11 protein-coding genes are annotated in these 14,442 nt (G+C 46.4%); 5 read left to right on the forward strand and 6 right to left on the reverse strand.

The annotated features are described in order from the left end of the window. The first annotated feature begins 55 nt into the window (after window positions 1–55). Window positions 56–2,182: a type I DNA topoisomerase gene (gene topA, locus KE627_RS11385; protein WP_013727870.1), complete on the forward strand. Its 2,127-nt coding sequence runs from the start codon at window positions 56–58 to the stop codon at window positions 2,180–2,182. A 535-nt stretch (window positions 2,183–2,717) separates the two neighbouring features. After that, complete coding sequence (locus tag KE627_RS11390) at window positions 2,718–4,145, forward strand: C69 family dipeptidase (protein ID WP_013727871.1); 1,428 nt, start codon at window positions 2,718–2,720, stop codon at window positions 4,143–4,145. A 114-nt stretch (window positions 4,146–4,259) separates the two neighbouring features. Here KE627_RS11390 and KE627_RS11395 read toward each other — a convergent pair whose 3' ends face one another. Further along, window positions 4,260–5,693: a C69 family dipeptidase gene (locus tag KE627_RS11395; protein ID WP_013727872.1), complete on the reverse strand. Its 1,434-nt coding sequence runs from the start codon at window positions 5,691–5,693 to the stop codon at window positions 4,260–4,262. A 131-nt stretch (window positions 5,694–5,824) separates the two neighbouring features. Between KE627_RS11395 and thmT the strand changes: the two genes are divergently transcribed. Both thmT and glpK read left to right on the forward strand, forming a co-directional pair. Next, window positions 5,825–6,040: a 2-hydroxymuconate tautomerase gene (gene thmT / locus KE627_RS11400; RefSeq protein ID WP_225424027.1), complete on the forward strand. Its 216-nt coding sequence runs from the start codon at window positions 5,825–5,827 to the stop codon at window positions 6,038–6,040. A 191-nt stretch (window positions 6,041–6,231) separates the two neighbouring features. Further along, window positions 6,232–7,740, forward strand: a complete 1,509-nt coding sequence (gene glpK / locus KE627_RS11405) for a glycerol kinase GlpK (protein ID WP_056938603.1) — start codon at window positions 6,232–6,234, stop codon at window positions 7,738–7,740. 175 nt (window positions 7,741–7,915) lie between these two features. Here the strand turns inward: glpK and KE627_RS11410 are convergent, their stop codons facing one another. Further along, entirely contained in the window at window positions 7,916–8,743 is an 828-nt protein-coding gene (locus tag KE627_RS11410) for a Cof-type HAD-IIB family hydrolase (RefSeq protein ID WP_056938604.1), read from the reverse strand. A 77-nt stretch (window positions 8,744–8,820) separates the two neighbouring features. Here KE627_RS11410 and KE627_RS11415 point away from each other — a divergent pair, with 77 nt between their 5' ends. Then, complete coding sequence (locus tag KE627_RS11415) at window positions 8,821–10,185, forward strand: RsmB/NOP family class I SAM-dependent RNA methyltransferase (protein WP_056938605.1); 1,365 nt, start codon at window positions 8,821–8,823, stop codon at window positions 10,183–10,185. A gap of 58 nt (window positions 10,186–10,243) precedes the next feature. Here KE627_RS11415 and fni read toward each other — a convergent pair whose 3' ends face one another. Genes fni through mvk form a run of 4 tightly spaced genes read right to left on the reverse strand, consistent with a single transcriptional unit; the run spans window position 10,244 to window position 14,332 of the window. Continuing rightward, window positions 10,244–11,278, reverse strand: coding sequence for a type 2 isopentenyl-diphosphate Delta-isomerase (fni, locus tag KE627_RS11420; protein WP_013727877.1), 1,035 nt, complete (start codon window positions 11,276–11,278; stop codon window positions 10,244–10,246). Between the two features lie 3 nt (window positions 11,279–11,281). After that, window positions 11,282–12,367 carry a phosphomevalonate kinase gene (locus tag KE627_RS11425; protein WP_013727878.1) on the reverse strand — a complete coding sequence of 362 codons (1,086 nt, stop codon included), beginning with the start codon at window positions 12,365–12,367 and terminating at the stop codon, window positions 11,282–11,284. Between the two features lie 20 nt (window positions 12,368–12,387). Continuing rightward, a complete protein-coding gene (gene mvaD / locus KE627_RS11430; protein ID WP_013727879.1) occupies window positions 12,388–13,374 on the reverse strand; it encodes a diphosphomevalonate decarboxylase in 987 nt (328 codons plus the stop codon). Beyond that, a complete protein-coding gene (gene mvk, locus KE627_RS11435; RefSeq protein WP_056938626.1) occupies window positions 13,355–14,332 on the reverse strand; it encodes a mevalonate kinase in 978 nt (325 codons plus the stop codon). The genes mvaD and mvk overlap by 20 nt, the downstream gene beginning before the upstream one ends. Between the last annotated feature and the right edge of the window lie 110 nt (window positions 14,333–14,442).

A 14,442-nucleotide genomic window follows, 5' to 3' on the forward strand; every position in this document is an offset into this window, starting at 1 on the left:
ATAAAAATTCCTACAATAATATAACTAAAAATAAGCAGTTTTGAGGGGAGAAAATATGGCAACTTCTACAAAAACGAAACCAAAAGCCAAAGCAAAATCAAAAACTAAGCGAAAATCGCCTAAAAAAAATCTAGTCATTGTGGAGTCACCTGCCAAAGCCAAGACCATAGAAAAATATCTTGGCCGTTCATATAAGGTGGTCGCCAGTAAAGGACACGTGCGGGATTTGCCCAAGAGTAAGATGGGCGTTGATATCGACCATGATTATGAACCGCACTACATTTCCATTCGGGGTAAGGGTGACACAATTAAAGAATTACGGTCAGCCGCTAAAAAGGCCAAAAAAGTGTATCTGGCAGCCGATCCGGATCGTGAAGGGGAATCGATTGCCTGGCATCTTCAGCACATTTTGGATTTAGATCCTAACGAAGATAACCGAGTGGTATTTAATGAAATCACCAAGGATGCCGTCAAAGAATCATTCAAGCATCCCCGAAATATCGATATGAATCTCGTTGATGCTCAACAGGCCCGACGGATTTTAGACCGGTTGGTGGGATATTCAATTTCACCGCTTCTCTGGCAAAAGGTTAAAAAGGGGCTCAGTGCCGGGCGGGTTCAATCGATCGCCCTTTGGCTGATTATTCAACGCGAAAAGGCCATCAAAGACTTTACCCCAGAAGAGTACTGGTCAATTGATTCTGAATTTAAGAAGGGCCGCAGTAAGTTCAAAGCTGCCTTTTACGGCTTAAACGGTAAGAAAAAGGAACTGCCAAATAACGAGGCGGTTCAAAAGGTTCTGCAGCAGTTGGATCCCAAAGGTGACTTTGATATTACCAAGGTAACCCGTCGTGAACGGAAGCGCCAACCGCAGCCGCCATTTACCACCAGTACAATGCAGCAGGAAGCCAACCGAAAGCTCAACTTCAGAACACGAAAGACGATGATGGCTGCCCAACAGCTCTATGAAGGAATTAATATTGGTAAAGAGGGTAGTCAAGGTCTGATTACCTATATGCGGACCGATTCAACCCGAATTTCAGTCATTGCCAAACACGAAGCGTCCCAATTTCTACATGAGAAATACGGCGCCGAATATGCGGCAACCAAACCAATTAAAGGCAAATTGCCCGAGGGTGCCCAAGATGCCCATGAGGCCATTCGTCCGACTTCCGTTTTCAGAACGCCGGCCAGTTTGAAACAATATCTGACCCGCGACCAATTTAGACTCTATCAAATGGTTTGGTCAAGATTTGTGGCCAGCCAAATGACTCCGGCAATCATGGATACCATGGCAGTGACAATTGAACAAAATAACGTGACCTTTAAAGCCAATGGGTCCAAGATGAAGTTTGATGGATTCTTGAAGGTTTATGGTGATAGTAAAGAAAAGGACAACTTGTTACCCGATTTGGAGAGTAGCGATGTTGTTAAGTTGGTCAAGAATAATCCGGACCAGCATTTTACTCAGCCACCGGCACGATACAGTGAAGCAACGCTGATTAAAGCCCTTGAAGAAAAGGGTGTTGGCCGGCCATCAACGTACTCACCAACCATTGATACGATTCAGCGCCGGTATTACGTTAAGGAAGTTGGCCGTCGATTTGAGCCGACTGAATTGGGGGAAATTGTCAACAAGATTATTGTTGAATACTTCCCAGACGTGGTAAACATTGACTTCACTGCAAATTTAGAAGGCAAACTGGATCAGGTTGAAGAAGGTAAAGAGAACTGGATCAAATTAGTCGATACGTTCTATAAACCATTTTCCGACGAGGTTGATGCTGCAACCAAAAATATGGAAAAGGTCCAAATTAAAGATGAACCCGCAGGTATTAACTGTGAAATCTGTGGCGCTCCAATGGTCATCAAAATGGGCCGTTACGGTAAATTCTATGCCTGTTCAAGATTCCCGGATTGTCGCAATACCAAAGCAATTGTTAAGGAAATCGGTGTGATTTGTCCCAAGTGTCATAAAGGGCAGGTCATTGAGCGAAAATCAAGAAAGAACCGGATCTTCTATGGTTGCTCAAGATACCCGGATTGTGATTTCGTTTCTTGGGACAAGCCAATCGGCAGAGATTGTCCAAAGGATGGTCACTTCTTAGTTGAAAAACGGGTCAAGGGCGGCACACAAGTAGTTTGTCCAAACGGCGACTATGAGGAACCGGCACAAAAATAAGCATGCGACGAGCCCTGTTTAGGACCCGGAGCATAAGTGAGGAGCACCAATAATGAACGAATTTTGTTCATTGTTGGTGCTCCTCACTTATGTAGTAGGGTCCTGGGGCGTAGGAGCTGAACTCAAAGGCCGAAGGAAGCACGGAATAAACTAACTGCTGTATCCCTGTAAAAGCAATCTTGAATGAGTCCTGATGAACGTTTTTTGTTCATCGCTGGTTGTTTTTGTTTGTGCAGTATGGGTCAGGGGCGTCGGAGCTGAACTCAAAGGCCGAAGGAAGCACGAAGTAAACTAACTGCTGTATCCCTGTAAAAGCAATCTTGAATAAATTTCGGGGCACGAATTTTGTTCATTGTTGGTGCTCCTCACTCAGGCAGTGTCCCTTGGCCGTCGGAATCATTTCTGTTAAATTGATCCCTTTGACAGAAAGCGGGCCTCGCCGCAATCCCCATTTTTGCATTCAACGGTCTTTTGTTCCACAATGCACAAAAGGGTGTAAAATCAAGGTGATAGAAAGACAAGGGGAGGCTTCAAAATGTTTTCATCAAAACACAGTAGTTGTACAACTATTCTAGTCGGCAAGAAGGCCAGCTATGACGGGTCAACCATCATCGCCAGAAATGAGGATGCCGGAGATGCCGTTAATCCAAAGAAGTTTGTGGTTGTTGAACCAGAAGACCAACCACGCAATTATCAGTCAAAATTAACCAAGTTTAGTGTTAAACTGCCAGACAATCCATTGAGATATACCTCAGTGCCCGATGCTGTCCCTGACAAGGGCGTTTGGGGCGAGGCGGGCATCAATGCCCATAATGTGGCAATGAGTGCCACAGAGACGATTACAACCAATTCTCGGGTGATCGGTGCCGACCCATTTGAAAAAGACGGCCTTGGCGAAGAAGATCTGTTAACAATTACCCTGCCATATATCAATTCTGCCCGAGAAGGGGTTCAACGAGTGGGTAAACTGCTTGAGAAATACGGCACATACGAGTCCAACGGAATCCTGTTTTCAGATGTCAACGAAATTTGGTACATGGAAACTGCCGGCGGCCATCACTGGGTAGCCCAACGGATTCCAGATGATGCCTATGTCATCGCGCCCAACCAGACAGGCATCCAAGAGATCGATTTCGATGATCCAGACAGCTTTATGTTCTCAAAAGACTTGCGTAAATTTGCCCAGGAGCACCATCTCAACCCAACCAGTCACTTTAACTTCAGGAAGGTCTTTGGCTCTGATACCCAGCTGGACCGTCACTACAACACGCCGCGTGCTTGGTATGGTCAACGATATTTCGATCCGGAATCAGTGAAGGATAAGACGCCAATGAGCAATGATTTGCCGTTTATCTGCCACGCCAACCGCAAGATTACGATTGAAGATATCAAATTCGTTCTGAGCTCCCATTATCAGGACACGCCTTACGATCCATTTGCGCCGGGAGCTGATTATAAGACCGTTCCATATCGACCAATTGGCATCAACCGCAACCAAGAGCTGTCAATCTTGCAGTTGCGTCCAGGAATTCCTTCGGCTTATTCAGCAATTCAGTGGCTGACATTTGCCTCCAATCCGTTCAACACGTTGACGCCATTCTTTACCAACGTCGTCAATACACCGGACTGCTACCGTGATACCACCGAGACGCTGGACAGCCACAACGCCTATTGGGCAAACCGCCTGATTTCATTGATTGCTGCTGATCATTATCAGGCCTTGATGCAAGACATTGAAGACTATCAGCTTAAAGAAATGGGTTATGCTCACGAGCGAATTGCGCAAGTTGATAAGCAGATGGCCGAAAAAGAGGCTTCCGGCTCACACGTCGTTCGAGCCCTTGGTCAAGCCAATGCCCGGACTGCTGATCACGTCATGAAAGCGACCGAGGATCTGCTGACAAAATTGGTTGTTAAAGCCAGTCAGGATCTTCCAGGCTCATTTACGCGGGAACATTACTAAACTAAATCAGTCATCATAACGAAATGAAGCCGGCTCACAAAATTGAATTTGTGGCCGGCTTCATTTCGTTATTCAATTTTTAAGACAGATTATCTTACTGTTGGAGGCGAGTCGTTATAGGTTCGTATCTTGGGTAAAATTGATTGGTGAGAGGTCTGTTGAATTGGTGATGATGTCACTAATCAATTGGTTGTAAGCATCCAGGCCCATCTTGGCATTGGCAAAGTTGACTTTGGTCAGATAATTGGCGAGTTCGACATTGGACAAACCTTGAAGTGAGGCATCAGCTTGTTTGACTGCTTGTTGGAAATTCACTCGCAGTTTGGCTTTGGTGTCATTTAATTTGGGCCCGAATTTGACGTAATGCGGGTCAACTAAGACACCGGCAAGCTTGTAAGTCCAATAGGCTTGATTGGGGGCATAGCTGCCTGAAGCATTCTGATAGGATTTTGGCGTGGTGTTTGCGCCGGCATAAAATGGCACAAAAGAACTTTGAGCAGCGACGCCCATTGCCAACCATTGAATCCCTGCAGCAGGAGTGGGCATATTTGGCCGAATTTGGAGGATGTGGGCCTCTTGCGTCTTGGCGAGACTAATTGGTCGATAGAGGTGCTTGTCGTGCTCAGAGCCCTCGCCAATGGGGTCAAACGGTGTGCCTTGATAATGAGAGCTTAAGAAATCTTCAACGTCAAACAAGCTCAGTTTGCGGTTGGCATGATTGATGAACGGCATTTCCTGACTGGTTGGTTCAAAATTTAGTTCCGGTGAGAACATTTTTAAGCCGTACCATACGCGGGGTGTGTTATAAACCGTGTCCGACAAGTCAGCGGTACCAAAGATTTTACGGAAGTTGAAGGTTTTCCCGGATGGATCCGGGTTCAAGTGATTTTCGGAGACAAACCGGCGAATCTTGGGTGACCACATGAAGTTGTCAGGGTCGTTAAAATCAACGTCTTGAATGGCGCTTTGATTGGCAATCACCGCGTAACCGTCGTCTGGAATGCGTTGGGCAGCCCAGTTGTGGCCGCCGCCGGTTTCCATATACCAAGCTTCATTCTTATCGGCAAACAAAATGCCGTTGGATTCCGATGTCCCGAAGTATTCCACAATTTGGCCCAATCGAGCAATTCCTTCACGCGCGGTTTTGACGTAGGGGAGGACAACCGTAATCATTGCTTCTTCTCCAATGCCATCTTCGTTGAGCGGATCGGCCCCCAAAGCCAGCTGATTGGTATAGGTGCTCTCGGTGGCACTCATGGCAACTCCAAACTCATTAAAACCATTTTCTTCAAACAGGCCGAACTTGTCAGTCCATTCAGGGGTGGCAGAATATTGAAAGCGCACTTTAGGCAGGGTTAACTTGAAGCCGTTGTCTTTGGATGAGAAAACCGGGGCTTCACTAAATTCTTGATGCTCGTGGATGACATAATTCTTTGGCCACGAGGATTTACTATCTTCGTTTCGGGCAATCATAATTGACCCGTCAATGCTGGCCTTCTTGCCAACAATCATACTGGTACAGGCGGAAAAGTTTTTGTATGGTATCATTTTAAAATCTCCTATTCGCAGTTAAATGTTACTCCAATTATTGTATCATCTTTGATCCATAAACGGTCCTGACACGTCCAAAGTGCCATCAAGATATTGCAGGCAAAAATAATTTAAGGTATACTTTTGCCATTCGAAACAAATGGAGGAATCAAAATATGCCAATTGTAGATATTCATTTAATTGCCGGCCGTTCTCAAGATCAATTGAAGGGCTTGGTGGAAGACGTTACCGCAGCCGTTGTTAAAAATACCGGTGCCCCTGCAGAACATGTTCACGTAATTTTAAGTGAAATGGAAAAGAACCGTTATAGCGTTGGCGGTGTGCTCAAGAGTGACGAAAAATAGTCGCAAATAATTTGGAAGTCCGCCAGGCAACTGTTGCGGGCTTTTTGTTTGCGTTTAATTCGGGGATCAATCATCAAATTCTTTTACTTTGATAAAGTTTATCTCAAGGTTGGTTTGCCAGTCGATATTATTGTATACTTAACAAAGAAAAAGCGTTTAAACGCACGAATAATAGGAATGGAGACCTTTACATGAATGATCAGCAATACATAATGTCCATTGATGAGGGGACAACAAGTACCCGGGCAATATTGTTTAATAATGATGGTGATATCGTTGGTAAAGCACAACGGGAGTTCCACCAGTATTTTCCAAAATCTGGTTGGGTTGAACACGATGCCAATGAGATTTGGAATGCCGTTCAATCAGTGATCTCAGAAGCCTTGATTAATGCGGATGTCCAACCATACAAGGTTCGGGGAATTGGTGTGACCAACCAGCGGGAAACCACGGTCATTTGGGATAAAAATACCGGCGAGCCGATTTATCATGCCATTGTTTGGCAGTCCAAACAAACCGCTGCGTTAGCCGATCAGCTCAAGCACGATGGTTATGATGATATGATCCATGAAAAAACCGGCTTGATCATTGATTCCTACTTTTCCGCAACTAAGATTCAATGGATTTTGGATCATGTAGACGGCGCTCGCCAAAAGGCCGAAAATGGCGATTTATTGTTTGGAACCATTGATACCTGGGTCCTTTGGAAGTTGACCGGCGGCAAGGTTCATGCGACTGATTATACCAATGCCAGTCGGACGATGCTGTTTAACATTCACACGTTGACTTGGGACAAAGATATTTTGGACCTGCTGCACATTCCTGAAAGCATGCTGCCGGAAGTCCGCTCATCGTCAGAAATTTATGGTTATACAGCTGGTTATTCCTTCTCGGGTGTTCAGGTTCCGATTGCTGGAATTGCCGGTGACCAACAAGCAGCTTTGTTTGGCCAAATGGCGCTGCAGCGCGGGATGATCAAAAACACTTATGGAACCGGTGCCTTTATCGTCATGAATACCGGTGAGGAGCCGACACTTTCCAAGCGGGGACTGTTGACGACCATTGCATATGGAATCAACGGCAAAGTCAATTATGCCTTGGAAGGAAGTATTTTCGTCGCCGGTTCTGCCATTCAATGGCTTCGAGACGGAATGGAAATGGTTAAGTCATCCCCTGACTCGGAACAAATGGCGATTGATGCTAAAAGTACCGATGGCGTCTACGTCGTCCCAGCCTTTACCGGGTTGGGTGCGCCCTACTGGGATCAGGATGCCAGAGGGGCGGTCTTTGGCCTGACTCGTGGCACGACCAAAAATCAGTTTGTTCGAGCTACGCTTGAGTCATTAGCTTATCAAACCAGGGATGTTGTTGACACCATGGCAGCTGAAACCGGAATCGATTTGAAGTCGCTGGCAGTTGACGGTGGGGCAGCTAATAACAATTATCTCATGCAATTCCAAGCTGATATTTTGGGAACGCCAATTCAGCGGGCCTCAATTTCAGAAACCACCGCGCTGGGTGCAGCCTACCTAGCAGGCTTGGCAGTCGGCTTTTGGGATTCTATCGAAGAAATTCGCCTGACCGTTAAATCACGCGATGCTTTTGAACCGCAAATGGACGAGCAGACACGCACAAAACTGTATACCGGTTGGCAGAAGGCCGTCCAGGCAACGATTCAGTATCATCCCGACGAAGACTAATCATTTATCATTTTTTCGTTGTGAGTTCACTGACCACTTTTGATTGCTCAAACTTACGACAATTGACCATTAACAAAGAAACGCAGTCACTCCAACATTTGGAATGACTGCGTTTCTGCATTAAATTATGGGATTAAATCGCTGTTCGTCTCGATGGTTGGTTTTTAGTTCTCAGTTAAGCACCAACCGCAATGTCCAGTCGATCTTGGAGATAATGGGCAACACCATCTTCGTCATTGGTGAATTTCGTGACCTCATCGGCCTGGCCCTTGATTTTATCAATGGCGTTTTTCATCGCGACACCGGTGCCTGCGTATTGCATCATGGTCAAATCGTTGCCTTCATCACCAAAGGCAATAATGTCTTTTTGCAGGATGCCATAGTAATCGGCCAAAAATTTAAGGCCGGTGGATTTATGGACACCTTTCGTGGCGATTTCCACAATTGGATTGGGGCCGCCCCAAGGGGAGACTTCAACCTCGTCGCCAAATTGATGTTCAACGAAGTCAATCAACCCCTGCTTGAGTTCGGGTTCCACTTGAACTGTGATACTAATAGGGTTTTCTTTTAGGCTTTTGCGACTCAGTACCTGATTGGTGGCCAAGGTGCTGGGGAAGAAGCCGAAACCACTGCTTAATCCCTGGTTGGCCAGAAACATATTCCGGCCTTCAACGGCAATCAACGACAGGCCGAGCGGTTTGCTTTTTGCGAGTAATTCAGTCACAATTTCTTTATCAATTGTGTACTGGTATTCACGATTCCACTGTTGATGTGGTAAAATGCCAAGGTTGCCATTGAAATTAATCATTGGCGTCGTTAGCTTTAAATCGTCATAAAAATTTTCAGAGAGTCTATTGGGACGGCCGGTTACGATACTGACTATGTATCCTTGCTCAGCAGCTGCCCGAATTGTTTCGGCAGTTTTGGCGCTGATTAGACTATCGTTATTTAAGGTTGTGCCGTCCAAGTCGAGGGCGATTAATTTCTTTGTAATTGTGATCACTCCTTACTAACATATCCACTTATAATATCCAAAAACACCTACCACGTCAATTATTAGTACCAAAAAGGGAGATTAGAATGAACTTACCAACTGATTTTGTGAATAAGTATCAGCAATTAATGGGCAAATCAGAAGCCGCCCAGTTCATTGCCAGCTTTGACGAACCGACAACCCCGGGTTTTCGGCTTAATCCATTGAAAGCCAGTCAACCAATTGATTTGGACCTGAGTGAGCCCACGGAACACTGCCAATTTGGCTATCATGGTCAGGTCAGCGGCAAAACCGTCGATCATCAAAGTGGGGCGGTTTACAGTCAGGAACCCAGTGCGATGTATGTGGGTGAAGTTGCCCACCCCAACCTGGGAGAAAGGGTATTGGATTTGTGTGCGGCGCCTGGTGGTAAAACGACCCATCTTGGCAGCTATCTGCAAAATACCGGCCTGCTAATCGCTAACGAGATTGACAGCAAGCGTGCCAAAGCGTTGGTTGAAAACGTTGAGCGATTTGGCATGACCAATACGATTGTCACCAACACGGATCCGGACCATTTAGCAGCCCAATTACCGGAATTCTTCGATCGGATTTTGGTGGATGCTCCGTGTTCGGGAGAAGGGATGTTTCGAAAAGACCCGGACGCCGTCCAATACTGGTCTGTCGATTACCCAATTGAATGTGCGGCCCGTCAGCGGACAATTTTGACCCAGGCGGTTAAGAATCTAAAACCTGGCGGAGAATTGATTTACTCCACCTGTACCTTTGCCCCTGAAGAGGATGAGCAGATCATTGCCTGGCTGGTTGACACTTACGGATTTGAAATTCAACCGATTAAAAAATTTGCCGGAATGGATGACGGTCAACCAGATTGGGCTGATGGCAATCAGGATTTAACCAACTGTGTGCGTATCTTTCCACATCATTTTAACGGAGAAGGCCATTTTATTGCCAAATTGAAAAAGCCTGCCAACGCAGAAAACGCAAAAGGACCGCGTCGCTTCCGCGGCATCAGTCGAAATATTGAAATGCCCTCCAAAGATCAGAATCAATTGTTCAACCAGTTTGCCAAAGCAACCTTAAAGAACGTTCACTTTGACAAATTGGTGGTTTTCAAAGATCATCTTTACTCAGTACCGGAAAATACGCCGAACTTGTCTGGCATTAAAATTGTCCGACTTGGGTTGGAAATTGGCACTTTCAAAAAGAACCGCTTTGAACCTAGTTATGGCTTAGCCTTGGCACTGCATCCCAATCAAGTCAGTCAAAAAATCACTATAGACTTAGCGGATTGGCAAAAGTACGTGCATGGCGATACATTCCAAGTCTCACCAGATCTGAAAAAGGGGTGGTACCTCCTGGTTTGCCAGCAACAGCCAGTCGGCTTTGCCAAAGTTGTGAATGGTACGGCCAAGAATTTCTTCCCCAAGGGGCTGAGATTTGCGATGTAAAAAAGAGTTAAATCACCATCAGAAGATTGTGGCTTCTGATTTTTGATTTAACTCTTTTTTAATAGGCTAATTTTCTTTGCTTTAAATAGCTCAATAATTGTGGATCAAGGATCAACCTTTGCCGTTGTAAGTCAGCAACGGTTCGGCAGTTCAGCATTAACATGATTGTTTTTAGTCCGTACTGCCATTCTCTGACATCGTCAATAATTTCATTGTCACTTTTATGGATGATCTCATGAAGCCAGTAACCCGCAACGCCAACTGCTGAGGCACCCAGTGTGAGGCATTTAGCCACGTCCAGCGGTGATTTCACACCGCCGGCAGCAATAATGCCCAACCGATCAGAAAAGGCGCGGGCTTCGAATAGAGACTCAACGGTGCTCAGTCCCCAATCCGTCAAATAAGCCATGTCTTTTGAGGAACGGCGGAAGTTCTCGATGGCAGCGAAATTGGTCCCGCCATGCCCGCCGACGTTGACATACTTCACTCCCAGGTCAACCAGTTGTGAAATAGTTGCTTGGCTCATGCCAAAGCCAACTTCTTTCACAATGACCGGGACACCGACGTTGGCAATAATTGCTTGAATATTGTCAATAAAGTGAAATCCCCGATCTCCTTCAGGCATGACGAGCTCTTGGGCGACGTTGATGTGCAACTCCAAAGCATCGGCGGCGATCATCTCGACGGCTTTTTGGGCATCTTCAACGCTGTGGTTGGCACCGATATTTGCCAAGACAATTCCGTTTGGATTGGTTTGACGGACAATACTGAAGGAATCGCGCACCTCAGGATCACTTAACCCAACGCTTTGAGAGCCGACCGCCATCGCCAATCCACAGGCTTTTGCCACCACAGCAAGTCGCCGGTTGATCTCTTTGGTGCGGGGGCTGCCACCAGACATCGCTTCAATATAAAAAGGGGTCGTCAGCGACAGGGAGCCAAGCTGAGTGGTTAAATCAATATCATCTAATCGATATTTGGGCAGACTGGCATTCACAAAGCGAACGCCGGCAAACGAGTTGTCGACAGGTTGGTAGAACTTTTCAGCCAGGGACACATGTTCATCTTTACGATGGGAATGTTGTGAAGTCATAAGCTACTCCTTGTCAAGATCGATGACGGGATGGACTTTAAGGGCCAGCTGCTGGATGCCATTTTCCTGCCAATGGGCGATCATTGAATCAACATCGGTATCTTTGTCGGCAACCACGATCCCGCAGTCACCGCCACCAGCTCCGGAAGATTTGGCAGCTGCAGCATGGTCGACGGCAATGTCGCACATCTTCTTGAGAATTGGGGTTTCAATCGGCACTTTGGTAAAAGCGGCCAAATGTTGAAGGATTTCCCGGTTACGGGCGATGCCCTCTTTGATGACCGACAGGCTGCCATTTTTGAAACCGTCAATCAATTCGTCCAGGCAGGCTTTGCTTTCGGCCAGAAAATGGATGTAAGTCTCATGTTGATTGCTCTTTTGAACTGCAACCTTGTCAACCAAATGCGAAGTTGAGGCCGGAGAACCGGTCCAGCCGATAATCAGCTTCAACCCGTCAGGTGGCGTTAATTGCGTAATTTTTAAATGCGGCCAAGGCTTGTTGACTAAGGAAATCAGGTCTTCCTGCATTCGAGCAGCCATGAGCCAGCTGCGGTCAAATGAACGGTAAGCGATCCAGCCGCCGTATACACTGGCAGCGATATCTCCCAAAGAACCGTTTCCTTGGACGTCCAAATGGGCAATTGCCGATAGTTTGAAGAGTTTACTCTTAGTCAGCGGTAAGTTATAGAACTGACAGAGAGCTTTGACGGTCGCCACCGTCACGGCAGCTGAAGAACCCAATCCATACTTTTTTCCGTTGGGGCTATCCAAATCACTATTGATCCGCAGATCATAGAGCTCCATCTGCCGGCCGAGGGACTGGGCATATTCCTCGGTGAGCTGAATGGCTGAAATTATGTAGTTAAAAGTATTGTCACGGTTATCCAGAATCATTTGATCACCGCGACGACGCCAATAGACCGAATCTTCTCGGTATTGTTTTGAAACGATACTGCCATAGGACTTGCTTCGAGAAATTTCGACAGTTACGAATTGGTCCAAAGCCACAATAATAGAAGGGTAGCCAGTTTCGACTACCGCGTATTCACCGGCGATATATAATTTTCCCGGAGCTTTAACCTTAATCAACGGATCATTTCCTTTCTAGTTTATAAATATTTGACACCCGGGCCAGGCTTGGCAACGGTCACTTTGGTTGGGCCAAACAGGTTTGAGAAGGTATCGGTGATGGTTTGAACATTGGCTTGTTGACAAATGACTTTAATATTGGGGCCGGCATCGATTGTATAGTAACATTCAATCCCGGAATGCCTGAGCCGTTTAACTTCGTTCATGGCGGTCAAGGTGTCGCCGTTGAAGTAGAGAAAATCCGGATCGGCACTCAGTGTTAGGGCGTGCATCCGCATGGCATTTAACTCACTAATTGTGCCAAAACGCGTGAAGTCATCATCTTGGATGGCGGCTTTGATATTCTCCAGATCGGCTTCGACGACCTTAACCCACGTTGGATAGTAAGGGGAGGTGGTGACTGAAAGGGCCATGCCTTCCCGACTGGAAATGGGTTTTTGATGCTTTTCAATGGTTAATGCAACGATGCAGATGTCGTTCAAATGAGTCGTCTCAACTGGAATGGCGTACGAATTGGTATCGTCTGACCCTTTTTGCCATTCCACAAAGCCGCCAAAGATTGACCGGCAGGCTGAACCGGATCCCCGGCGGGCCAATCGGGACAAGTCCGTTAAACTCAGATTCATGCCGGCGGCTTTGCTGGCAGCGGCGGCCAATGCAGCAAACGCCGAGGCAGAGGATGCCAAGCCAGCTGCCGTTGGCACATGATTAGTCGATTTGACTTGGGCGTTTAAATCAATTCCCGATTCTCGGCGGACAATGCTTAAGAAGTTGTGAACCCGTTGACCGCTTTTTCCGGTTACCGGCTGGCCATCAATTGTAATCTGGTCTTTATCCAGGTTGGCGTTAAATGTCACGCTGGTTTGAGTATAAAATTGATCCAGCGTCAAAGAGAGACTGCCAGTGTAGGGGATGATGAGTTCAGGATTTTGTTTGCCCCAATATTTAATTAAGGCAATATTCGTGTGAGCAACTGCTGTAACGGTCTTATCTGACGAGGTTGTCATGAGCTTCTCCTGTTGAAAATTGATAATTCTTAAATGATTGAATCCAAGTCTGAGTGGCACCGGCTTTTCGAAGGGCAGTCGAAATCTGTTGAGCATCACGTTGGTTCTTGGCTAGAGCGATGACACAGCCGCCCAAACCACTGCCGGTTAGTTTGGCACCTAAAGCGTGATTGTCACAAGCAACTTGACAGAATGTGTCCAGAGTGTGGTTGCTGACGCCGAGTTGGGCCAGGTCACGTTGGGATTGTGTCATTAGTTTGCCCAGTAGCACATCGTCGGTGGTTGCCAAAGCATTGCGAGCCGTTTCGGCAATCTTGCCAAGCTCGTCAATTAATGGTTGAGAACTTTCCGGTTCGTCGACCAGGTTATCATGAACCAACGAAACGGCCTCACTGGTTTTTCCTTTAATCCCACTATCGGCAATGACCAATGATGAGGTTGGCAAATTAAAGTCAATCTGCTCGTTGATTTCGTTTCGGATAAACCAAATCGGCATGTTGGAGCTGGCGGTCGCAGAGTCCAGGCCGCTGGGATTGCCGTGGGTAATCTTTTCTTCAATACCCGCTAACTTCAGCAATTGGCTTCTGGTCAAATTGACCTCAAAAAAATCAAAAAAAGCCCGCACAATTGCGATTGCCGTTGCCGCTGAGGATCCCATTCCGCGTTCGGCAGGCAGTTTGCTTTGGATGTCGAGATCAAAAGCAAGCCTTTGAGCGCCAAATAAACTAACGAGATGAGTGATTAATGTTTTAACACCCCGCAGATTCTCCGCCATTTCACTAATTGGGCCGTCAAAGTAACGACAGTGAATTTGTTGGCCGGCTGGAATTCTTTGAATGGTCGCAACCACATCAACGGAGTAGATTGGGATGGCGATGGCGGGCTTTTCGTAAACGACACTATGCTCACCAAACCAAATAATTTTTGCGTAACTTTTTCCAGTTGCTTTATCTTTCAACTTTATCCGCTCACTTTCAAACATTCCAATTTTATCATAGTTCGCTGATTCGAGAACGTTTTAACGATATTTTTAGAGATTCATAAATAATTCTACTTCTTTCCATGGTA

It is taken from the genome of Lentilactobacillus buchneri, assembly GCF_018314255.1.
Taxonomy (GTDB): domain Bacteria; phylum Bacillota; class Bacilli; order Lactobacillales; family Lactobacillaceae; genus Lentilactobacillus; species Lentilactobacillus buchneri.

Bases quoted from the DNA above. Each gene is read 5' to 3' on its own strand.
- topA (WP_013727870.1), top strand. From the start codon at position 56: ATGGCAACTTCTACAAAAACGAAACCAAAAGCCAAAGCAAAATCAAAA.
- KE627_RS11390 (WP_013727871.1), top strand. From the start codon at position 2,718: ATGTTTTCATCAAAACACAGTAGTTGTACAACTATTCTAGTCGGCAAG.
- KE627_RS11395 (WP_013727872.1), bottom strand. From the start codon at position 5,693: ATGATACCATACAAAAACTTTTCCGCCTGTACCAGTATGATTGTTGGC.
- glpK (WP_056938603.1), top strand. From the start codon at position 6,232: ATGAATGATCAGCAATACATAATGTCCATTGATGAGGGGACAACAAGT.
- KE627_RS11415 (WP_056938605.1), top strand. From the start codon at position 8,821: ATGAACTTACCAACTGATTTTGTGAATAAGTATCAGCAATTAATGGGC.
- fni (WP_013727877.1), bottom strand. From the start codon at position 11,278: ATGACTTCACAACATTCCCATCGTAAAGATGAACATGTGTCCCTGGCT.
- mvaD (WP_013727879.1), bottom strand. From the start codon at position 13,374: ATGACAACCTCGTCAGATAAGACCGTTACAGCAGTTGCTCACACGAAT.